The organism is Synechococcus sp. H70.1, from assembly GCF_047502705.1.
Classification (GTDB): Bacteria; Cyanobacteriota; Cyanobacteriia; order Thermostichales; family Thermostichaceae; genus Thermostichus.
The window spans coordinates 4,084-24,957 of the sequence record NZ_JANSIV010000152.1 but is presented as its reverse complement, the minus strand read 5'-3'; the positions used below and the strand labels follow the sequence as shown (position 1 = coordinate 24,957).

General features: G+C 59.8%; 16 protein-coding genes and 1 pseudogene. 8 read left to right on the top strand and 9 right to left on the bottom strand.

Going from position 1 to position 20,874, the window contains the following annotated elements; all coding sequences use genetic code 11:
* Positions 1 to 76 precede the first annotated feature (76 nt).
* Positions 77 to 898 (top strand): tetratricopeptide repeat protein, encoded by an 822-nt coding sequence (locus NW827_RS10155; RefSeq protein WP_414362246.1) that lies wholly within the window; start codon positions 77 to 79, stop codon positions 896 to 898.
* Between the two features lie 35 nt (positions 899 to 933).
* On the opposite strand, the gene NW827_RS10150 is transcribed toward NW827_RS10155, so the two are convergent.
* Complete coding sequence (locus NW827_RS10150; protein WP_414362248.1) at positions 934 to 1,278, bottom strand: STAS domain-containing protein; 345 nt, start codon at positions 1,276 to 1,278, stop codon at positions 934 to 936.
* Between the two features lie 111 nt (positions 1,279 to 1,389).
* Here NW827_RS10150 and NW827_RS10145 point away from each other — a divergent pair, with 111 nt between their 5' ends.
* Positions 1,390 to 2,577: a glycosyltransferase family 2 protein gene (locus NW827_RS10145; protein WP_414362250.1), complete on the top strand. Its 1,188-nt coding sequence runs from the start codon at positions 1,390 to 1,392 to the stop codon at positions 2,575 to 2,577.
* On the opposite strand, the gene NW827_RS10140 is transcribed toward NW827_RS10145, so the two are convergent.
* The 3 genes from NW827_RS10140 to NW827_RS10130 are packed head-to-tail and all read right to left on the bottom strand — an operon-like array spanning position 2,574 to position 4,127.
* The gene (locus NW827_RS10140) at positions 2,574 to 3,530 is read right to left on the bottom strand and encodes a DNA adenine methylase (protein WP_414362252.1); all 957 of its coding nucleotides are present in this window, start codon (positions 3,528 to 3,530) and stop codon (positions 2,574 to 2,576) included. The two genes, NW827_RS10145 and NW827_RS10140, sit on opposite strands and share 4 nt — an antisense overlap.
* Before the next feature lies 1 nt (position 3,531).
* Positions 3,532 to 3,921, bottom strand: a complete 390-nt coding sequence (locus tag NW827_RS10135) for a PD-(D/E)XK nuclease superfamily protein (protein WP_414362254.1) — start codon at positions 3,919 to 3,921, stop codon at positions 3,532 to 3,534.
* Positions 3,922 to 3,959: 38 nt separating this feature from the next.
* Positions 3,960 to 4,127 carry a hypothetical protein gene (locus NW827_RS10130; RefSeq protein ID WP_414362256.1) on the bottom strand — a complete coding sequence of 56 codons (168 nt, stop codon included), beginning with the start codon at positions 4,125 to 4,127 and terminating at the stop codon, positions 3,960 to 3,962.
* A gap of 304 nt (positions 4,128 to 4,431) precedes the next feature.
* On the opposite strand from NW827_RS10130, the gene NW827_RS10125 reads away from it, so the two are divergent.
* Positions 4,432 to 5,124: a response regulator transcription factor gene (locus NW827_RS10125; protein WP_414362258.1), complete on the top strand. Its 693-nt coding sequence runs from the start codon at positions 4,432 to 4,434 to the stop codon at positions 5,122 to 5,124.
* Positions 5,125 to 5,300: 176 nt separating this feature from the next.
* Positions 5,301 to 6,404: a prolipoprotein diacylglyceryl transferase gene (gene lgt / locus NW827_RS10120; protein WP_414503646.1), complete on the top strand. Its 1,104-nt coding sequence runs from the start codon at positions 5,301 to 5,303 to the stop codon at positions 6,402 to 6,404.
* A 30-nt stretch (positions 6,405 to 6,434) separates the two neighbouring features.
* Here lgt and NW827_RS10115 read toward each other — a convergent pair whose 3' ends face one another.
* The 5 genes from NW827_RS10115 to NW827_RS10095 all read right to left on the bottom strand — a co-directional run bounded on the left by NW827_RS10115 (position 6,435) and on the right by NW827_RS10095 (position 16,966).
* Complete coding sequence (locus NW827_RS10115; protein ID WP_414404157.1) at positions 6,435 to 8,387, bottom strand: tetratricopeptide repeat protein; 1,953 nt, start codon at positions 8,385 to 8,387, stop codon at positions 6,435 to 6,437.
* 15 nt (positions 8,388 to 8,402) lie between these two features.
* Complete coding sequence (locus tag NW827_RS10110; protein ID WP_414362264.1) at positions 8,403 to 9,887, bottom strand: site-2 protease family protein; 1,485 nt, start codon at positions 9,885 to 9,887, stop codon at positions 8,403 to 8,405.
* Positions 9,888 to 9,934: 47 nt separating this feature from the next.
* Positions 9,935 to 11,026 (bottom strand): magnesium-protoporphyrin IX monomethyl ester (oxidative) cyclase, encoded by a 1,092-nt coding sequence (acsF, locus tag NW827_RS10105; RefSeq protein ID WP_414404158.1) that lies wholly within the window; start codon positions 11,024 to 11,026, stop codon positions 9,935 to 9,937.
* Between the two features lie 108 nt (positions 11,027 to 11,134).
* A complete protein-coding gene (gene gltB, locus NW827_RS10100; RefSeq protein WP_414503645.1) occupies positions 11,135 to 15,742 on the bottom strand; it encodes a glutamate synthase large subunit in 4,608 nt (1,535 codons plus the stop codon).
* 210 nt (positions 15,743 to 15,952) lie between these two features.
* Entirely contained in the window at positions 15,953 to 16,966 is a 1,014-nt protein-coding gene (locus tag NW827_RS10095) for a hypothetical protein (RefSeq protein ID WP_414404160.1), read from the bottom strand.
* Between the two features lie 298 nt (positions 16,967 to 17,264).
* Between NW827_RS10095 and NW827_RS10090 the strand changes: the two genes are divergently transcribed.
* The 4 genes and pseudogenes from NW827_RS10090 to NW827_RS10075 all read left to right on the top strand — a co-directional run.
* Positions 17,265 to 18,281 (top strand): ATP-binding cassette domain-containing protein, encoded by a 1,017-nt coding sequence (locus NW827_RS10090; protein WP_414503644.1) that lies wholly within the window; start codon positions 17,265 to 17,267, stop codon positions 18,279 to 18,281.
* Positions 18,282 to 18,324: 43 nt separating this feature from the next.
* The gene (locus tag NW827_RS10085; protein WP_414404162.1) at positions 18,325 to 19,179 is read left to right on the top strand and encodes an ABC transporter permease; all 855 of its coding nucleotides are present in this window, start codon (positions 18,325 to 18,327) and stop codon (positions 19,177 to 19,179) included.
* Positions 19,180 to 20,064: 885 nt separating this feature from the next.
* Positions 20,065 to 20,364 (top strand): annotated as a pseudogene (locus tag NW827_RS10080) (pentapeptide repeat-containing protein); the annotation flags it as partial.
* 54 nt (positions 20,365 to 20,418) lie between these two features.
* On the top strand, positions 20,419 to 20,874 hold a 456-nt coding region (locus NW827_RS10075; protein WP_414503650.1), incomplete at its 3' end, for a pentapeptide repeat-containing protein.

Below are 20,874 nucleotides of genomic sequence, written 5' to 3'. Positions count from 1 at the left end.
GCTGGCCTGGCCAGTAGGCTGCTGTGCTTTCAAGGGGGCCGATGATAGAGTACAGAGAGATTGGTGGAGCCCCTTCATGCCTCAGTCCAAACCTGACAAATCGCCCCTCCGCAAATTCCTGGAAGCCCTGATGCTGGTGTTTGGCGCAGTCGTGTTCCTGGGCTTCTCCTTTGGCCCGATACTGCAGGCACTGGGGCCTTCTGACTCGGCAGACACCGCCAATTTGGTTACCGAGCAACTGCGGGCCCAGGCGGACGGCTACCGGGCCGTGCTGGAACGGGAGCCGGATAACCCCATTGCCCTGCGGGGGTTAATTGACACGCAACTGCAGCTCAACGAGCCGCAAGGGGCCATTGAGCCGCTGAAGAAGCTGGTGGAACTGGAGCCGGAAAATCGGCAACTGCGAGCTTTTTTGGCTCAGATTCAGCGGGAGACAGGAGATCTAGAAGGGGCATTAGGACAGCTCCAGATCCTTCACAAAAAGGATCCCAAAGATAGCCAAGTTCTGCAGGAGCTGGCCGATGTTCAACTGGCTCTGGGCCGCACTTCTGAAGCCATTGACCTGCTGGAGAACTACCTGAAAGAAGTACCGGAAGATAACGATGTCCGCCTGCGCTTGGCCTTTATCTACGCCCGCAACAACCAGACGGGAAAAGCGGTGGCCCTTTATGATGAGATGATAGCGGCGGATCCCAGTGATTTTGCGCCCCTGTTGGGCAAAGCCATTGCTCTTAGCTCCGCTACCGACGAAAGCCTCCGGGCACAAGCCCCTGATCTGTTTGAGCAAGCGGCCCGCCTGGCCCCGCCCAAGGTGCGGGAGGAAATCCGGCAACAGGCAAAGCTCTATGCCCAAAGAAACCAGCCCCAGGCCGTTGAGAACCAGGAGACTAGCCCCTAGGAGTTTTGATTTGAGGAGGCGGTAAGCTCTCCCCTTTAGGACTCAGAGACCTCCTTGAGGGCCGCTTCCACCGACGGATAAATCTCAAAAAGAGAATCCAGACGGGTAACCTTGAGAACCAGCTTGGCTTGTTCTCCTAAGCCGCAGAGCTTGAGATGACAGCCAGCGGCAGAGCAGAGGCGTCTTGCCCACACCAAAGCCGACACCCCCCTGCTGTTGATCAGCGTAACCTGGCTTAGATCCAGTAAGAGGTGTTTGGGTTTCTCGGCAAGAATTTGGCCCAGCTCTTTCCGCACCAAAGCGGGATCCAGCTTTTCTGCCGGAAGCCTGACCAGGGTAACAAGGGATCCCCCAGGGCTGAGCTGAGTGGAAACATCCACAAAGGGCTGGAAAGGTGAGGGTCAGCGAAGGAGCCACACTGATTCTGAACCGAAGCCGCTGGGTTGGGTTCCACCGGGCAACTTTTGTTTGATGTTGAAAAGTAGGTTGAGATGGATACACATGGGATCCCGGATTGGATCGGCGATGCGGCTGCCCTGGGTTTGCTGGCCCTGCAGATGCCAATGGCAGCGGTGTTGCTGGCCCGGCTGCTGCCCGCTGTGTGGCGCCCTTCCCCTCTGCCCCCTGGCCAAGCGGGGATCCCTTTCCCGCCGGGCCTGGTCAGCGTCCTGCTGCCCACCCTCAACGAAGCCAAGCGCCTGGATCCCTGCCTGGAAGGGCTGCACCGCCAGGGAGCGGTTGTGCGCGAGGTACTGGTGGTGGATAGCCACTCCCAGGATGGCACCCGCGAGAAAGTGCTGCAGATGGCCGAGCGGGATCCCCGCTTTCGCCTCTTGACCGACGATCCCCTGCCCAGTGGCTGGGTAGGTCGTCCCTGGGCGTTGCACTATGGATTTCTCCAATCGGATCCCGCCTCTGAGTGGATCCTGGGTATTGATGCCGATACCCGCCCCCAGCCAGGCCTGGTAGAGCGCTTGCTGGAAACTGCCCAAGCCAACCAGCTGGATCTCATCACCCTGGCGCCGCAGTTTATCTTGGAGCACTGGGGAGAAGCTTGGCTGCAGCCAGCTCTTTTGGTAACCCTGATCTACCGCTATGGGGCGGTAGGGGACACGGCTGCTCTGCCGGAGCGGACGATGGCCAATGGGCAATGCATGTTGGTGCGCCGCTCGGTGCTGGAAGCCATGAATGGCTACACGCTGGCGCGAGCTTCCTTTTGCGACGACGTCACCCTGGTGCGGCAGATCGCGGCAGCCGGCTTTAAAGTAGCTTTTTGCGACGGTCGGCACCTGCTCAAGGTGCGCATGTACACGTCTTTGGCCGAAACCTGGCGGGAGTGGGGCCGCTCCCTGGATTTAAAAGATGCCACCCCCAAAGCTCAACTGTGGGGGGATATCGCCCTACTGGTGCTTACCCAAGGGATCCCGGTCTTGGCAGTTGGGGGGCTGGGGCTCAAGGCCGGGATGGGGTTGCCTTTTTCCCTAACAGAGCAGGTTCTGTTGGGGCTAAACTTAGGCCTACTCGCCCTGCGCTTGGGCGTGCTGGTAGGCATTCGCGGCTCCTACCAGGATCCCCCGTGGACATTCTGGGCTTCGCCCCTGGCGGATCCCTTGGCTGTCCTGCGGGTGATCTTGTCAGCCCTCAGTCGCCCCCGCTCTTGGCGCGGGCGCACCTACTAGTCTGTTGCCTCAGGAGCGACGCCGAAGCGCAGCGGAGCAGCAGCAGGGGCAGGCGCCTGTTGGGTGGCATTCAAATAAGGCAACCCCTGCTCCAGTAAGCATAGCTGCACCGTTCTTTCAACAGGGTAGTTTGTGATCACTAGCTCCGTGATTTTTCCTCGCTTTGCCCCCTTGCAGTTGATAGCCCGGTTTGCTTGAACCTCATCAACAGCAAAGAAGGGCATAGCGTACAAAGAGCGAATGATTGCAGTATCAGAATTAGAAAGCGTGATGTACACGTTATTCTTGCTCAAGTCAATGCAAATATCTCGTAGTCGCTCTTGATCCTTTAAGGTGAAGCCGTTGGCATGATAGGAAGTAAAGTTTGATGTTTGCGAGACAGGAACATAAGGTGGGTCGAAATACACCCAGTCGCCCGGCTTGGCTCTCTTGATAACTGTCTCAAATGGCACGCACAAAATTTCAGCATGTTGTAGAGCAAGGGACGCAGCTAAAAGATTGTCTTTGTCCAGATACTTTGGAGCTTTATATCGTCCAAAAGGAACATTAAACTTTCCCTGCCGATTGACCCGATACAAACCATTGTAGCCTGTCTTGTTTAGGTAAATCATGCGTGCTGCTCTTTCTGCAAGACTCATTGACCAAGGATCTTTCTCTCGAATCTGGTAATAAAAACTTTTATCGTATGGAAATTCAGAAAGCAGTTGAATAACTTCCCAAACATGATCGCGAATGGCTAGGTAAGTATCTATCAACTCGGCGTTGATATCAGAAAGAATCGCTTGTTTAATCTTGCGTTCTCTGTACAGGCGAAAGAAAAGTGCACCACTCCCAACAAAAGGCTCGTGGTAAGTGTTGAAATAGAGGGGCATCCGCTCCAATAGGGCGTCTGTCAGTTGTGTCTTGCCGCCAGCCCATTTTAGAAAGGGTCGCGGAAGAAGCAAATCGCTCATGTTACAATCCAAAATACAAACGTAGCCAATCTTCTAAATCGCTAAACCAAACCACCTTCCCTGTAGACATCAGGTATCCTTGCATGTTTTTTGAGAACCCTTCGCCATCAATCACCACGATCCCTGGAATAGGCCAGTGCTCCATATCTTGAATGGTTGCAGGGATCTTCTCTTCTGCTGTACCTAACGTCGCCTGAAACTTGCACTCTACTCCTAGTCGCTTGCCGCTTTCCTCATCGCTAATGACCACATCAATATAGCGCTGTTGCCCCCACAGCCTTCGTCCTGCTTTGACTCTTGCTTGTGTCTTCAATCCAAGAGATTGTGCTAGAGCAACAACTCGCTGCTCCAATTTGTCACCACTTTTAGGTGCTGTTCCTTTTCCTGGCATTGGGAAAACTCCTCACAGACAATGGGTTTCGTTTGGTTTTACCACCCATGCGCTCCCACATCGCCACCCAACCCCCGCACCAGAAGCAAACTCCCGTCGGCAGTCCACCACTGCAACCAGTTGGCCTGGGTCTTGACTTTTTGTCCGCGCCACACCCCCAGGAACAAGCCAATCTCCAGGATCTCACCCTGGGCACGTACAGCCACTTGGGGGCTTTTACCACCACCTTGCTGCCCAGGCCAAAGTTGGAGGCGATCAAAGGCTGGGGGGAGTGAGCTGAGCCAGTTCCAAAGCCTCGCGCCCGGCAGTTTTTCCCATGCAATTGGGGGTAGAGACGACATGGCCCACAGGGATGCTCTTTGAATAACTCAAAGCCCTCTCTGGGATCAACCGCAGGCAATTCTACAGGACTGGCGTAGGCTTTGAGTAACCTCAACTGCCAACCCCTAGGGCTGAGGTATGCTGGTGGGCAGTGAGCAAGTTTCCCGCCTCTTCCTTTGAGGAGAGAATATGCCAGAACCGGAATCCTCCTCTGCGCACATTTTGGTGATCGAAGATGAGACTAAACTGGCCCGCTTCCTGGAAACTGAGCTGACCTACGAGGGATATCGGGTTAGTGTGGTCAGCGATGGCACGGCGGGGCTGGCGGCAGCTTGTGATCAGAAGCCTGACCTAGTGCTGCTGGACTGGATGTTGCCCGGGATCTCGGGGCTGGAAGTTTGTCGGCAGTTGCGCCTGACGGGCAACCGCATGCCGGTGGTGCTGATGACTGCTAGCGACGAGGTGGCGGATCGAGCGGCAGGACTGGAGGCCGGGGCGGATGATTACGTGGTCAAACCCTTTAGCCTGCAGGAGTTGCTGGGGCGGATACGGATCTATTTGCAGCACCCCAAGGGATCGCCTAATGGCCAGTTAGTCTTCATGGATCTAACCCTGGATCCCGTGACACGGGAGGTGAGGCGGGGGGAGCGACAGGTGGAGCTGACGGCTAAAGAGTACGAGCTGCTGCGCTACCTCATGGAACATCCTCGCCAGGTGCTCAGCCGCCAACAGATTTTGGAGCATGTGTGGGGACATAACTTTACAGGGGACTCCAACATCATCGAGGTTTATATTCGCTACTTGCGTCTCAAGATTGAAGCTCCAGGGGAGAAGCGCCTCATCCAGACGGTGCGCGGGGTAGGCTATGTGTTGCGGGACTAAATCGTCTGGGCATCCGGAGGAGCAAGATGGGGGAGAATGGATCCCTACTGGAGGGGACAACGGCTGCTCAAGGTTACGGAAAGGAACCCAGACAGGACTTTGTCCCACTGGCGCAATAGGGTCTTCTGATGGAAGCCGGCTGCTGGAACTGAATTGGGGATTTTGGGGTGCAGAGCATGCTGGGTCTTACCTTCAGCTCGCCGGGAGAATTTGTCTTTCGCTTTCCCCCCGAAACTCCATTGCTGGGCGGTCTGGGGCTGCGCTGGTACGGCCTGCTGATGGCCATTGCCGTGTTGGTCGGCCTGCTCCTGACCAAAGCCCTAGCAGAGGCTCGCCATCTGGAGAAAGAGCCTGGCAAGGCCAGCGAACGGGTCGAGATCCTGGCCCTGTGGCTGGTGGTGTCCGGGTTTCTGGGCGCCCGCCTCTACTACGTCCTCACCCACTGGTCAGAGTTCCAAGACAGCCCCCTCTCGGCCTTCGCCATCTGGCGGGGAGGCATCGTCATCCACGGTGGGATCTTGGCTGGCGCTCTGGCCCTCTACCTCTATTGCCGCGCCACCGGGATCAACGGCTGGAAGTACGCCGATGTGATCACACCGGGGTTAATCTTGGGCCAAGCCATTGGGCGCTGGGGCAATTTTTTTAACTCCGAGGCCTACGGTGCCCCTATTCCCCCCGACAGCAGGTGGCCCTTGCGGGTATACATCCCCCCCCAAGCCCGCGAGCCGGAGTACAGCCAGTTTGAGTTTTTTCACCCCATCTTTTTCTACGAGAGCGTCCTCAACCTGGTTCTGTTTGCCCTCTTGATGGGGATGTTCTGGCGCTTCCCCAAACTCAAAGATGGCACCTGGGTTTGGACCTATGTTGTCGGCTACAGCCTAATTCGCATCCCTTATGAAATCTTGCGCGTCTCGGCGGTGGCCTATCTGCCGGGAACCTCCATCAAGGCTGCCTATGTGGCCAGCGCCATAGGCCTAGTGCTTGGGATCGGCATGCTGATCTACATGTACCGGCTGCGCTTCGATCCCGACTTGGAACAATTGGCGGCTTGGCTGGCCCAACAGGCGGGGCTGGAGCTGGAAACAGCCGCAGAGCTTGTGCAGCGGGCTTGGGCCATCCAGCAAAAGCACCGCCGCGCCGACTTGCTGGATCGCGTTACTCTGGCCATGCCCCACTTTCCAAGCACTCTTGCTCCCCATCTCTCTTTGGGCCAACGGGAGCTGCTGATGCGGCAACTGTTCTGCCGTCTGGAAGGCCGGGATCTTCCCCAGGCAGGTTAGCGCTAAGGCTATTGGGCTGGATGAGAGTACCTAAACCAGACTTTGCAACCAGGCTTCCAGGGCGCGGATGGGGGCTGGATCCCGGTAGACACGCTCCTGGCGGGCTTTTACCTGCTGGCCCATCTGTTCCCGCCAGCGGTCATCCAGGCCCAGGCGCACAGCAATCCGGACATACTCCTCTAGGTTAGAGGCAATGGTGGCGTGGATCCCCATCTGCTGCAGGATGGCGTAGGTGTGGCGACCCCGCATCAAGGATCCCGGCAGGGTAACGATGGGCAGCCCGTGGGGCAAGGCTTCCAGGGTGGTGTTGCCGCCAGACCAGTCAATGCTGTCCAGGTAAACATCTCCCAGGGCGTTGTAGGCGGCGTACTCGGCGGGGGAGAGTTCTGGCAGCAGCAGCACATAGTCTTCCGCGGCCAGGCCGTAGGCGTGGAAGGCTCGCTGTAGCCGTTGCCAGAAGCGCTGGCGGATCCCTTGGGAGAGGCGGCCCCGCAAAAACAGGAATTGACACCGCCCCACTTCCCGAGCAATGCGGGGGAAGACCTCGTCGTACTGGGGCAGGTACTTAAACAGAGATTGGGCGCAGAGGTAGAGCACCCTATCGGGATCCACACCCCACGCTTGCCAGTCCACAGGGGCGGGGTCAACGTCCAGAGGGATGTAGTAGGTGCCGATGCCAGGCAGAAGCAGGAGCTGCTCGGTGTAGTGGTCGGCCCCATCCGGCGGCTCCATTAGTTCGCTACTGATGAAAACGTCCAGCGTCGGCAGGCCAGAGGTTTGCGGATGTCCCCAGGCCATGGCCTGCACAGGGGCCAAACGCAAGGCGGCCAACTGGGCGCAGACCGGGTCAATGCCCACTTCCGGGTAGAGGAGCACGTCCAGTTGGGCCGCTCGAATCGCCGCCTGCCACTCCGCCAAGCTGCGGGATCCGGCTATAAACTGCTCAAAACGCGGTGGCAGGGAGCGCGTAATCTCGTCTTGGACGACCGAGGTGTGGAAGCCGTAGAGGGCTACTTGGGAGCGATCCAAAGCTTCTACCCAGCCATGGGTCAGGATCTTCCAAACAGAGTGATCCCGGAACAGGCCAGAGACGATGCCCACCCGCAGCCGCCCAGGACGGCGCCGCAGGAGAAGGGGGGGCTGCGGGTAGCGAGCCGCCATCACCTCCCCTACCAGGGATCCGTACAGGTGCTGCAGCTCGCGGTCGTTCTGGCCCTGGTAGGGCAAAAAGAAGGGTTGGACGGAGCCAACACCAGCAGCTGCCCGCTCTAGGGTTTTGGGATCCCGCGGCAGTTGCTCCCAGCGGGCCTTCACCTGCTGCAGAGCTTGGCGGTAGCGCTCCCGGGCAACTGGGATCTGCTCAGAGGTGTCGTAGAGCAGGGGCAACTGGCTGACACACCAGCCCAGGGCCGCTGCCAAATCGGCAGGATCAGTTTGCCAGAGGCGGTAGAACAGCCCTGCCGCTTCCTCCTCCCGGCCACAATCGCGCAACAGGATGGCCAGCGTATAGGCGGCATCGGCAAAGTCTGGCTGCAACTCCAGAGCCTGCTTCAGCGGCACCAGGGCCGCTTCCAACTCCCCCTGCTGCCGCAGCACCAGTCCTAACTGGTACAGGACTTCCGGATCCGGCCCCCCTTGCTGCAGAGCCTGCTGGAGGTGGGCTTTTGCCTCCCCCAGGTAACCTGCCTGCTTAAGAGCAATCGCCAGATTATAGTGGGCGTCGGGAAAGTACGGCTGCTGCGCCAACGCCTGCTGCATCAGGGCAATGGCCTCCTCCAGGGATCCCTGCTGCTGCCGACAGACCCCCAAAAGGTGCAGCGCCTCCGGGTGGGTGGGCCGGGCCTGCAACACCTGTTGATAGAGGGAGCTGGCCTCCTGCAGTTGCCCCCTCTGGTGATGGTGGAGAGCCTGAAGCAGCAGGCGCTGTAGATGCTTCTCTCTGTTGTCTCGGCTGGGGCCAAAGCCCTTTCCCGGCGGCGACATCGAGCTTCCCAGACTTTAGCCGTTGGGGAGGTTGAGGAAGCCCGCCAAGGCTGGGGCAATGGGCAGCAGGGTCATCACCATCAAAAAGAGAGCTAGCAGCGCCAAGGCATCCCGCTGGCCGTCGGTTTCGGTAATCTCATCCTGCGGGGGACGCTCCGGCTCGCGGGCAATAAAGAGAATCAGCAGCGCCCAGTAGAGGGCCAAAACGTTACTAATGGCTGCCACTGCCAGAGCAATCAGGGTGATGACCGTAGCACGTGCCGCCGTCTTCCGCCCGTACACCGCCTGCACGATCCGCCCGCCGTCCAACTGGCCCGCCGGCAGCAGGCTCAAGGCGGTGATGGCCAGGCCAATCCAGCCTACGGCCACGAAGGGGTGAATGGGCACCAGCTCCGCCTGCAACTGGGATCCCAGCACCAGCCGCGCCAGCGTGCCCACCAGGATGGAGCTGCGGAAGATCTCCGTGGGCACGTATAGGCCACTGGAGCCAGACAACTTCAAGCCAACCAGCAGCACCACTAGGGAAAGAAGACCCCCCGCCGCCGGGCCGGCAAAGGCAATGTCAAACAGGGCCTTGCGGTTGGGCACCGGCGACTGGATGCGGTTTAGGGATCCCAGCGTGCCAATCCCCAAGCTGGGAATCACAAAAGCCGGGCTGAGGCGCACGCCGTACTTGCCGGCCATCCAGCGGTGGCCGGTCTCGTGCACCAGCAAAATGGCGAAGATCCCCGCCGCCACTGGCAGGGCCTCCACCCAGCGCCCTGGCGCCTCCAACAGCCGGAAGCCCAGCAGGTTGGCCCCCACCTCCAAAGTGGCCAGAAAGCTCGCTAGCATTAGGCCTGCAGCCAGGATCTTTGCCCCTGTCGAAGTGCGGTAGTTAACAATCTCGTCTGGCAGAACCACCACCGCTGGCTTTTCCGAGGCATCCTCAACCAAAAACAGTTGGTAGCGGCCGCCCACTCGTTCCTTCAGCCTTTCCAAAAGCAGGGGCACCACTACCTCTGCGTCCCGGCGGAGGTTGCCCTTGAAGATTGCCCCCTCCCCATAGGGAATAGTCTCGGTGACAAAGAAGGTGTCCAGACTGAAGATGGATTGAATGGCCTGCAAATCTTCCGCAGAGATGCCCCGCAACACCACTGCTGGCCGTTCCCCAGGCGCCTCCCCCTCAGCTGCCGAAGAGGCTTCCTGCCGCTCCCCTAACTGGGCCAACTGCTGCCGCCGCGCCTGCAGCTCCTGCTGGGCCAACTGGCGGGTTTTGCGCCCCACGGCAATGTAGAGCCCCGTGAACACCAGCAAGAGCAGGAGGAAGCCGGCAAAGTTGAGGTAAACCCCAAACAGCAAGAGCCCTAGGAAGACCACCCAGGGCAAAAGAAGCAGGGATCCCTGGAACCACACCCAGACAGCCAGGGATCCCCGCTGGCGGGCTCGCCAGAACCCCCACCCCAAAAAGGCCAGCGTTCCCAGCAAAAAGAGGGGCGTAATCTCGGCGGCGATGTTCATGGCTGACCTACGAGGCTTATCGATACTGAGCTGGGATCAAGAGCCGCTCAAGCAGAAACATCCGCTTCTTCAAAACGAGGCTCCGGCTGCTCCCACAAGTAAAAGCCAGCTTTGCGCGGTTTGAGCAGAAACAGCCGCAGGAACTGGTAGGCGTTGTTGAGGTAAAGGGGCAGCTTGCGCAGGCCCTTGAAGGGGCCAGAACCGCGGGCAATTTCCCTCAACTTGGCGTTGTTGGCCACGCACTTCTGCAGCCGGCGCACAAACTCAGGGTTCTCCACATCCAGCACCACCGGGAAGACCTTGGCCGCCTCGCGGTTGGTCTTGTAGATCACCTCCATATCGTAGGTATGGGGATCCAGGCCGATGAGGCGGTAGAAGTCCGGGCGCTCGCCCACGTCATTGAGGTACATGGTGGCAAATACCGACAGCAGGAAGAAGCGGCACCACAGCTCCGCTACCCATCCCTTGAGCAGCCGCGGCTGGCTCAGGAGCATGAGAGCAAAGAAATCGCCGTGGCGGTTCTCGTCCTGGCACCAGTTCTTGAAGAAATTGAAGATGGGGTAGATGCGGTTTTCGGGATGAGCTTCGAGGTGGCGGTAGATGAGGATGTAGCGCCAGTAGCCGATCTTCTCCGAGAGATAGGTGGCGTAGAAGATAAAGCGGGGCGCAAAGTAGGTGTAGGACTTGTGCTTGGTCAAAAAGCCCAGGTCAAAGGCCATGTTGAAGTCGCCCATAGCCCGGTTGAGGAAGCCGGCGTGGCGGGCTTCATCCCGGCTCATTAGGGCAAAGCACTCGGCCAAGATGGGGTTGGTCTTTTTCAGCCGGCGGGATAGCTCCTTGTAGAGGAGAAAGCCAGAGAACTCCGCTGTGCAGGAGCGCTCCAAAAACTCCACAAACAGCCGCCGCGCTTCCGGATCAAGCCGGCTTTCCCAATCTTGGTTGAACTCCTCACCGCGGACAAAGTGGTGGCGGTTGTAGTCGGCGCGAAACTCCTCTAGGAGGGCTCGAAAGTCAGCCTCTCGATCGCCCAGCCCCATCTTGCCGATGGCCTCGAAGTCAGTAGTGTAAAAGCGGGGTGTTAGGAGGGTCTCTTTGGGCACTCGCGCCTGGGTTCGGGCAGCTTGCAACGTGGAAGTCATAGGGGTTGCAGGATAAAAGGCCTGTATACTCCTGTATACTCTCGCAGTTTACCAGCCCCTTTGGCCGTCGGGGGGATAAGAAGTGTTACCGACCGGCCCTGCGATCCCCTACAACTGCACTGTTGCCGGCTGGGATCGCGTGGGATCCGTCAGCTCGCTGCCTTCTTCGGAAGGGGGAACCACCTGCCAGAACAGGGGCAGGTAGGACTCCCAGTTCTTAAGGATACGCTCGGCCTTGGGGGAATGGGTGCGGCGGTAGTGCTCCTGGATCAGGCCCTTCAGTTGCGCTTCCGCGGCTGCCGTTTGCACCCGCTGGATGCGCACAATCTCGCCGTTGACCTTGGCGGGGAAGTTGCCCTCTTCATCCAATACGTAGGCTAGGCCGCCGGTCATGCCCGCCCCCAGGTTGCGGCCCACCCGCCCTAGCACCACCACCACGCCGCCGGTCATGTACTCACAGCAGTGGTCGCCGGATCCCTCGATGACCGCCTGGGCACCGGAGTTACGCACGGCAAAGCGCTCTCCCGCCTGGCCGTTGGCAAACAGGGATCCACCGGTGGCTCCGTACAGACAAGTATTGCCTAGGATCACGTTTTCTGCTGGATCCCGGGGGGCTTCTGGGGGGGCAAGGATGACGATCTCACCGCCGCACATACTCTTGCCCACGTAGTCGTTAGCTTCCCCCGTCAGGGTCAGGCGCATGCCCGCCAGGGTAAAAGCCCCGAAGCTCTGACCGGCTGTGCCCACAAAGCGCAGATCCAGCAGCCCCCCTTGCTGGGCAAAGCCTGCATCCCCATACAGCCGAGCCAGGGTGCCAGCAATGCGCCCGCCCACACAGCGATCCGTGTTGGCAATGGGAAGCTCAAGCATGGCCGTGCCGCAGGTCTCAATAGCCTTTTGCACCTCAGGCCGAGCCAGGATGGCGTCGTCCAGCACTGGGCCGTTGCTGTGCACCGGCTCGTGCTCTAGCCACTCTGGCCGCTGGTGGGGAGCAAAGCCCGGGGGAGTTCGCAGGAGACACTCCAAATTCAAGGACTGGGTTTTCTCCAAAACCACACCAGCGCGGGGGCAGAGCAGATCCACCCGCCCAATCACCTCCTCCAAAGAGCGGTAGCCCAGTTGAGCCAAGATTTGGCGCACCTCCTCAGCCAGGAAGGTAAAGAAAGTAACCACCTGGTCAGGAGTGCCGGGGAAGCGCCTGCGCAGCTCCTCTTTCTGGCTGGTCACCCCTACCGGGCAGTTGTTGGTGTGGCACACCCGCGCCATGATGCACCCCTCAGCAATCATGGCTACTGTCCCGAAGCCGAACTCCTCCGCCCCCAGCATGGCCGCCATCACCACCTCCCAGCCGGTGCGGATGCCGCCATCCACCCGTAGGATTACCCGCTGCCGCAGGCCGTTCTCCAGCAGGGCGTGATGCACCTCCACCAAGCCCAGCTCCCAGGGCGCCCCTGCGTGTTTGATGGAGCTCAAAGGAGAAGCCCCTGTGCCTCCCTCGTGGCCAGAGATCTGGATGATGTCGGCATTGGCTTTGGCTACCCCTGCCGCCACCGTGCCAATGCCCACCTCCGCCACCAGCTTTACCGACACCTGCGCCTGCGGGTTGACCTGGTGCAGGTCAAAGATTAACTGCGCCAGGTCCTCAATGGAGTAGATGTCGTGGTGGGGCGGCGGCGAGATCAGGGTCACCCCTGGCTTAGAGCGGCGCAGCTTGGCGATGTAGGGGCTGACCTTTTTGCCCGGCAGTTGTCCGCCTTCGCCTGGCTTGGCCCCCTGGGCAATTTTGATCTCAATTTGCTGCGCGTTAAGCAGGTACTCTGGCGTCACGCCAAAGCGGCCCGAAGCCACCTGCTTCACCGCCGAGCTGGCATTGTCCCCCATGCGCAGGCCCTTCAGGTGGGGGAAGCGCGCCGACGTGCCCTCCGGGGTGACGTCGGTGATGGGGATGTAGCGCTCTGGATCTTCTCCACCTTCGCCGGAGTTGGACTTGCCACCGATGCGGTTCATGGCAATGGCTAGGGTCTCGTGGGCTTCGCGGCTGAGGGCCCCTAGCGACATCCCCCCCGTGGTAAAACGTTTGAAGATGGCTGTAGCGGGCTCTACCTCTTCTAGGGGAATGGGATCGCGGTCGCTGCGAAAGTCCAGCAGATCCCGTAGAGCAGTGGGGGGGCGGTTGCGCAAATAGGTCCGGTAGATCTCGTAGTGCTCGGGCTGCCCTGAAGCAATGGCCTTGTGCAGCAGTTTGGCCATTTCTGGGCTGTTGATGTGGTACTCGCCCTTGGGCCGCGCTTGGATAAAGCCAAAGTTCTCCAATTTTTTGGCAGTGAGCTCTGGGAAGGCTCGCCGGTGATTGGCCATACCCTCGCGGGCCAGTTCCGCCAGGGTCATCCCCCCCACCCGCGACACCGTGCCGCGGAAGGCCAGGTCAATCACCTCTTGGCTGAGGCCGATGGCCTCGAAGATTTGCGCCCCGTGATAGCTGGAGAGGAGGGAAATGCCCATTTTGGAGAGGATCTTCAGCAAGCCCGCCTCGATGGCGGCGCGGTACTTCTGTTGGGCTTCAGCCACCGAGACCTGGGGCAGCTTACCGGCCGCCATCTGGGTTTGCGTCTTGGGCTTGTGCCACCACTGGCGCACCGCCTCGTAGGCTAGGTAAGGGCAGACGGCGCTGGCCCCATAGCCAATCAAGCAAGCAAAGTGGTGGGTACTCCAGCACTGAGCCGTCTCCACCACCAGAGAAGTGCGCAGGCGCAGCCCCTCCTGAATGAGGTGATGGTGGACAGCCCCTACGGCTAGCAGAGGCGGAATCAAGGCCTGCTCAGCACTGAGACCGCGATCTGAGAGGATCAAGATCTCTACTCCTTCCCGCACTGCCTGCGCCGCCTCTTGGCACAGGGCCCGCACTTGAGCAGCCAGCCCCTCTGGCCCAGCGGCCACTGAGTAGAGGATGGGCAGCGTCCGGCAGGAGAAAGGCGTGCGCTGCAGGGCGGCCAGCTCCGCCTCGTTGAGCACCGGACTGCGTAGGTGCAGCAGGCGAGCATGCTCAGGGCGGATCTCCAGCAGGTTGCCTTTGGATCCCAGATACATGTCCAAAGACATCACCAAGCTTTCCCGCAGGGGATCGATAGGGGGGTTGGTCACCTGCGCAAAGCGCTGCTTGAAGTAGTCGTAAAGGGGGTGGGGCTGGGCGGAGAGCACCGCCAGCGGCGCGTCGTCCCCCATGCTGAAAACCGGCTCTTTGCCCGTAGCCGCCATCTCCTCGATAATCATCTCCACATCTTCCGAGGAGTAGCCGCAGGCGGTTTGCAGTTGGAGCAGCTGTTCTTCGGTAAGCTGCGGGGTCCTCTCAAAGTCTTGGCTAGCCAACTGAACGCGGTGAGCCCTCAACCACTCTCCATAGGGGTGCTGAGCCGCCACCTGTGTTTTGATCTCCCAGTTTTTGTAGAGCTGGCCACTTTGCAGCTCCACCGTCAGCATCTGCCCTGGCCCCAGCCGCCCCTTTTCTAGGATCTCGGCTTCCGGCAGGGGAACCACCCCCGCTTCCGAAGCCACTACCAGCAACCCGTCGCGGCTGAGGGCGTAGCGGGCTGGGCGCAGGCCATTGCGATCTAGAGTGGCGCCAATGGTTTTGCCGTCGCAGAAGACCACCATCGCCGGCCCATCCCACGCTTCCTGCAGGCCAGCGAAAAACTCGTAGAAGTCCACCACTTCCGGGTGATTCTGCAGCTCTGGCTGGTGGCGGTAGGCTTCCGGGATCAGCACCATCATTGCCTGCTGGCTAGAGTAGCCAGAGGCAACCAAGAGCTCAAAGACCGCGTCCAGGCCTGCCGAGTCGCTGGTGCCGGGATCAATGACGGGCTTGAGCTCCTCGATGGCCTCGCCCCAGAGGGGATGGGCCAAAGAGGGCTCGCGGGCGGCCATCCAGTTGACATTGCCCAGGTAGGTGTTGATCTCGCCGTTGTGGCAGAGGTAGCGGAAGGGCTGGGCCAGCGACCAGCGGGGCAGCGTGTTGGTGCTAAAGCGGCGGTGGTAGGTGGCGTAGGCGGTGGCGTAGAGGGGGTTTTGCAGATCGCGGTAAAACTGGCCTAGCGCCGCCGACTGCACCATGCCCTTGTAGACAATTAGCCGGCAGGAGAGGGAAGCAAAGTAGATGGAGTAATAGCCAAACCGGCTTTCCACCTGCCGCCGCAGGCGCCGCCGCAAGAGGTAAAGCTGTCGCTCCAGCTCATCTCCCTCCAGCCTGGGATGGGTAAGAAGCATCTGCCAGATGGAGGGCAGGGTTTGCCGTGCCATTGGCCCCAGGCAGTCTGGATTGACCGGCACCCAGCGCCAGAGGGGCCGTCCCCACTCTGTGGCAGCCAAGTACTCGTCGATGAGCTGGCGCACCGCCTGGCACTCGGCGGGATCCGGGGGCAAGAACACCATGCCCACGGCACTGCGGCGGGGATTCCAAGCCCGGATCTCCTCCCTCTCTGCCTGCAGCAGTTGCCAGGGAATGGCTGTGGCAATGCCAGCTCCATCGCCGCTTTGGTTGTCGCCGCCGCAGCCGCCACGGTGCTCCATGCAAGCAAGAGCAGCAAGGGTTTTTTGCAGCAGCTCGTGGCTAGCTCTCCCCTGGCGATCCACCAGGAACCCAACGCCGCAGGCATCTCGCTCTTGAAAGTGCCAGCTTTCCTGCAGGATAGGAACCGAGACCTGGGAGCGATGGGGGGTCATAGGAGGAAAAACAGCTGGGAATCGTTCGCGTTATGAGAGTTGGGAAACTAGCATATCGCAATTCCATCCAACCGGAAAGGAGGGCAGCCCCCAGCTGGGGCTGAGACAAAGACGCCCCAAGCGGCAAAGACAGTCCAAAAAGGCTTGCTGGGAACGGATTTTCACCCCCAGCCCCTCTGCTGGAGGGAGAGGGGGTCTTGGGGGCAAAAGTTATCTAAAAAAGTCAGAAAAAGTATTCCGCAGGTCGGAGAGGCGATCCCTAAAGCAAGTAAGCCGATCCTCAGTAGAGTTCAGCAGGGTTAAATCCGCCCTGCCGGTTGCGCCCTCGGATCCCAAGAGGGGAACACTCATGCGGCTGGGATCGGCAGGATTCTGGGAGACGCGGATAACCGTTCGCTCGCGGTTAAACTGATAGGCCTCGGCCACGTAGCGGATGGGCTCGCTTAAGCTGGGATCCACCGGCAAGTCAGGGGCTGGCAAAAGGTCCACCAGCTCGGTAAAGGTGCCGCTCCGCAGGCCCACCACGGCAGCAGCTCCCAACTGGTTGCAGATGGCAATCAGCACCGGCTCTTGGGGGCTGGCGCTAACGTTGGCCAAGGTAACAGTGACATTGGCCCGCCGGGGTGCTGGGGAGTAGGTAACCTCAAAGGTGCGGGCAGGGGCATTCCCCAGTTCGTCGCGGGCGCGAAAGCGAAGCTGCCCCCTGTAGGGCAGGAGGGAAGAAAAGTAAATGCCAAAGCGGTCGCTAGGGCCACGTCCGGGGATACTGGACTGGCCAGGGACGTAGGCGAGGACGGCGCGGCTTTGCCAGTTGTTGGGCGGTGCATAGGGCAGCAGGGGGCCACTGGTGAGGCTGGGGGGATCGGGGGGAGGCGCATCCGGCTGGCCATCCCTGTTCAGATCCAGGCCATTGCCCAAAAAGGCCACCGAGCGCTGCAGCAGGAGGGGGCGGTTTTGGTTATCGACCAGAGGAGGTTGCCCTTCTGCCAGCCCTGCATTCTCCACATAGACGTTGAAAGGACGATTCAAGATCTGGTTGTCCCGCTGCCGCCGCAGGTTGAATTGGAGGTAAGGCCCCACCGCGCCCGCCGTCGGGGATCCCCCCGTAATGGCAAAGTCGTCGGCCCGCAAAAAGGCATTTTCCAGCGGGCTAAGCGGGGTTGTTGCCTCGCCGCAGCCGACCAGGCCGAGGGCAAAGGTTACCAAAGTTCCAAGGGTTGCCACAGAGCCCCCTTGGGGGAAAGCTGGCAAGGGGGATCGGCAGGCAAGCTTTGGCTTGAGCATTCCTCTCCTCTCCACAACCGTTGGCGACGGTTTAGCCCAACCGAACTCAATGGCAAGGTGGGCAGGGATCCGCCCCCAACCTACCCAGTGGCCTGAACTACTATACCCTGAGGCTTGGTTTGGCTCCCAACTTCCCAGGGAGTCGGCGGCTACAGAGCTGCCGAGAGGGGGCAAGCCCATGGCTCCCCCTTTCTCCCAAGCGGCTTGATAGCCTAGAGGAAGCGAAAGGTGGAGGCCCATGTCAGATACCCCTGCGGTCTTGGTTCAACAACTCCAGAAGCGCTACGGATCCACCCTGGCGGTGGCGGATGTCTCCTTCCAAGTAGAGCCTGGCCAGATCTATGGCCTTCTCGGCCCCAACGGCGCCGGCAAAACCACTACCCTGCACTGCCTGTGCACCCTGCTGCGCCCTGACGCGGGCCGGATCGAGGTGTGCGGGATCCCGGTCAATGAAAATCCCAAGGCGGTACGCGAAAAGCTGGGCTTCGTTGCCCAGGAGGTGGCCTTAGACAAGGTGCTGACGGGGCGAGAATTGTTGCAGTTGCAGGCGGATCTCTACCACCTGCCGCGGCCTTTGGCCCGAGAGCGGATTGCTGCGGTCTTGGAATTGCTGGGGCTGGCCGACCGCGCCGACCAACGCATCGGCACCTACTCCAGCGGCCTGCGCAAACGCCTAGATCTGGCGGCAGGACTGCTCCACCAGCCCCAGGTGTTGGTTTTGGACGAGCCCACAGTGGGCCTGGATATTCCCAGCCGGCAGGCCATCTGGGACTTTCTGCGCCAGCTTAAAAACACCGGTGTGACGGTGGTGCTCAGCAGCCATTACCTGGAGGAGATCGACCTGTTGGCGGATCGGGTGGCCATCATCGACCGCGGCAAGGTGATTGCCGAAGGCACCCCAGAAGAGCTAAAGGCCCGCGTCGGTGGCGAGCGCATCACTGTCAAGCTGCAGGAGTTTGCGCCGCCAGAACTGGCCCAGCGGGGAGCCGAACTGCTGGCATCCCTGCCCTTTGTCCAAAAAGTGGTAATCAACAGCGCCCAGGGCAACGCCCTCAACTTGGTGGTGCGGCGCAATGGGGAGGATCCCCTCAGCCAGATCCGTGCCTGCCTCGAGGCCCATGGGCTGGAGGTTTTCAGCAGCACCCAATCCCGTCCCAGCCTGGATGATGTGTATTTGGCGGCAACCGGGCAAACCCTCCTGGATGCGGAGCTGGCTGCCGCTGAAGCCAACCTGGGCAAAAAGAATTTTCCCTGATTCCCGATCCCTACCTCGTTCAAAACTTTGCAGGAGCCTTGGTATGACCTCTGCCGCTTCCCCAACCCCATCCAACCCAGTTCCTCTATTTACGGCCGACTTTTGGCAGGAGACTTTTGCCCTCACCCGACGCTTGTTTATCCAACTGCAGCGTCGCCCCGTAACCCTGCTGGTCGGCATCATCCAGCCGCTGCTTTGGTTGATTTTGTTCGGGGCCTTATTTCAGAACGCCCCTGCTGGCATCTTTGGGGCTGGACAAAACTACACCCAGTTTTTGGGAGCAGGAGTTATCGTGTTTACGGCCTTTGGCGGGGCTTTAAATGCCGGCGTGCCAGTGATTTTCGACCGGGAGTTCGGATTTTTAAACCGATTGCTGGTGGCTCCCCTTACCTCTCGCTTCTCCATTGTGCTGGCCTCTAGCCTGTTCATTATCAGCTTGTCGCTGCTGCAGACGGCAGTGATCGTGGGGGCAGACTACGTCCTCGGCGGCGGGATCCCGGACGGGCGGGGGCTGGCAGTGGTGGCCTTGATCGTGGGCCTATTGGTCTTGGGCTTTACGGCCCTGAGCTTGGGCCTGGCCTTTGCCATGCCAGGTCACCAGCAGCTGCTGGCCTTTATCTTTTTGGTGAATTTGCCCCTGATTTTCTCCAGCACCGCTCTGGCTCCCCTTAGCTTCATGCCCACCTGGCTGCGCTGGGTGGCTAGCCTTAACCCGCTCACCTTTGCCATTGAGCCGATTCGCCACGTCTATCGCACCAGCAGCTGGAGCTTTGCTGATGTGGTGCTGCAGGCCCCCTGGGGCGATCTCACCCTGGCGGGATCCCTGGGCCTCTTGACGGGGTTTGTGGTGGTGTCAGTTCTGCTGGTGCAGGGGGTGCTGCGCAAGAGCTTGGCGTAAACTACCCGACTCCGACCGCCAAAGTTCCCGCCCCTCAACGGTGGTCAGCAACCCTGTCCAGGCCTTCTTGCAGAAAAGGACTTCGTCCCGCTAGCGGGAAAGGTAACAAAGCCACTCTCGAACACCTTGACCGGACGATTTTCCGGCTGGGCAACCCTACGGGCAGAGGCCACTTGCCTGCAGACCTGTTGTGCCAATCGCGCCAGCGGGACGGAGTCCTTATTGCTGGATAAGCCAAAGCGGGTACGGATTTCAGTTGGACGGTGTTCTGCTTCACCCAGTAAGGCCTCCGACCCGCTGGTGCAAGCAGGGCTTGGGCAAAAAAGCAAACAAGGTCGCCTCCAGCTTGGCGGCTGGCGATGTAGAGACCTTGAGCTTGCGGGAGAGAGTCAGGACTCGGCTCATAGCTTTACCCTCTCAAGCAAAGCCCTATTCCTCCCGACCCTACAGGTACAGGGCAGGGCTGCTGCGGTTTCTATAGGTTATCGCGAACGGGCCGGCAGCACGGAGTGCCTAGAGAACGTCTTAATCGAGTTTGAAATGACCATCAATTCAATTGTCTGGCACAAGGGATCCCTTTTCCAGGTTTGAACTCCTCTTCTCGAGCCTGGCATGCTTGAAATGCTCTAGACAATCTTAAGACTCGATTAAGACTGGCTTCCTGGAGAGAACCCCTCAAGTTTGACTTGAGCCCTCTCCAGGGCCAAGGTAAAAATAGAGACGAAGCTAGCCAACAGGGGATAGACCGTGGCTATCAGCGAGGGTGGACAAGTTGCCGGTAGTTTAGAAGTTATTCAGTTGGTTTCTAGAAGGGGGGATCTCGTTAGCGGAAATGGAGCTATTGGAAGTTTTGGCCAAAGAAGCAGAAAGCTTTTTCTACAGACAATGCTACAACCCCTGGATTGGGAAGTGCAGTTTGCGGTTTGGAAAACCCTACTGAACTCTGGCATCCCTCCACTGGTGCAAGTAGCAAAAAGATATCCCGTTCCCCTACGTCCAGTTGGAAACCCTGAAGAGAGATATCGAGCCGGCGAGCGGGACTTTCGCTGGGCAGATCTGGGGAGGGTCAACCTTAGCCGGCTAGATCTAAGGGGGCTTGACTTAAGCGGGGCTAGTTTAGTTCGGGCAAGGCTGAGCCAGGTCAATCTAAGCCACACCAGCCTGATTGGAGCCAACCTCAGCCAGGCAGACCTCAGCGGCGCAGATCTGAGAGGAGCCAACTTAAAGGGAGCTAATCTGATGGGGGCCAATCTCATTGGCGCCAACTTGCAGGGAGCCAATCTGGCAGACGCCAACCTGAACTGGGTCGTCATTTCCCCCGAAACGCAAATTGATCGCAAGTGGCGGCTGGTCTGGGAAATTGTCAATGGCCACGCTCAGGGAAAAAACCTAGCTCAGGCGGACTTGAGCGAGGCCAACTTGGATTGGGCTGACCTGCGGGGGGCCAACTTGGCGCAAGCAGACCTAAGGGGGGCACGGCTTGTCGGTGCTAACTTGCAGGAAGCCGACCTCCAGGGAGCCGACCTCCGGTGGGCCAGCTTGGAGAGAGCCAACCTCAGCGGGGCCGATTTGAGCGCAGCTTGCCTGCAACTGGCCAGCCTGCGGGGATCTATCCTTTCCCCTGAAACCCAAATTGACCACAAGTGGCGGCTGGTCTGGGAAATTGTCAATGGCCACGCTCAGGGAAAAAACCTA

Bases quoted from the DNA above. Each gene is read 5' to 3' on its own strand.
- NW827_RS10155 (WP_414362246.1), top strand. From the start codon at position 77: ATGCCTCAGTCCAAACCTGACAAATCGCCCCTCCGCAAATTCCTGGAA.
- NW827_RS10145 (WP_414362250.1), top strand. From the start codon at position 1,390: ATGGATACACATGGGATCCCGGATTGGATCGGCGATGCGGCTGCCCTG.
- NW827_RS10140 (WP_414362252.1), bottom strand. From the start codon at position 3,530: ATGAGCGATTTGCTTCTTCCGCGACCCTTTCTAAAATGGGCTGGCGGC.
- NW827_RS10135 (WP_414362254.1), bottom strand. From the start codon at position 3,921: ATGCCAGGAAAAGGAACAGCACCTAAAAGTGGTGACAAATTGGAGCAG.
- NW827_RS10125 (WP_414362258.1), top strand. From the start codon at position 4,432: ATGCCAGAACCGGAATCCTCCTCTGCGCACATTTTGGTGATCGAAGAT.
- lgt (WP_414503646.1), top strand. From the start codon at position 5,301: ATGCTGGGTCTTACCTTCAGCTCGCCGGGAGAATTTGTCTTTCGCTTT.
- NW827_RS10115 (WP_414404157.1), bottom strand. From the start codon at position 8,387: ATGTCGCCGCCGGGAAAGGGCTTTGGCCCCAGCCGAGACAACAGAGAG.
- NW827_RS10110 (WP_414362264.1), bottom strand. From the start codon at position 9,887: ATGAACATCGCCGCCGAGATTACGCCCCTCTTTTTGCTGGGAACGCTG.
- acsF (WP_414404158.1), bottom strand. From the start codon at position 11,026: ATGACTTCCACGTTGCAAGCTGCCCGAACCCAGGCGCGAGTGCCCAAA.
- gltB (WP_414503645.1), bottom strand. From the start codon at position 15,742: ATGACCCCCCATCGCTCCCAGGTCTCGGTTCCTATCCTGCAGGAAAGC.
- NW827_RS10090 (WP_414503644.1), top strand. From the start codon at position 17,265: ATGTCAGATACCCCTGCGGTCTTGGTTCAACAACTCCAGAAGCGCTAC.
- NW827_RS10085 (WP_414404162.1), top strand. From the start codon at position 18,325: ATGACCTCTGCCGCTTCCCCAACCCCATCCAACCCAGTTCCTCTATTT.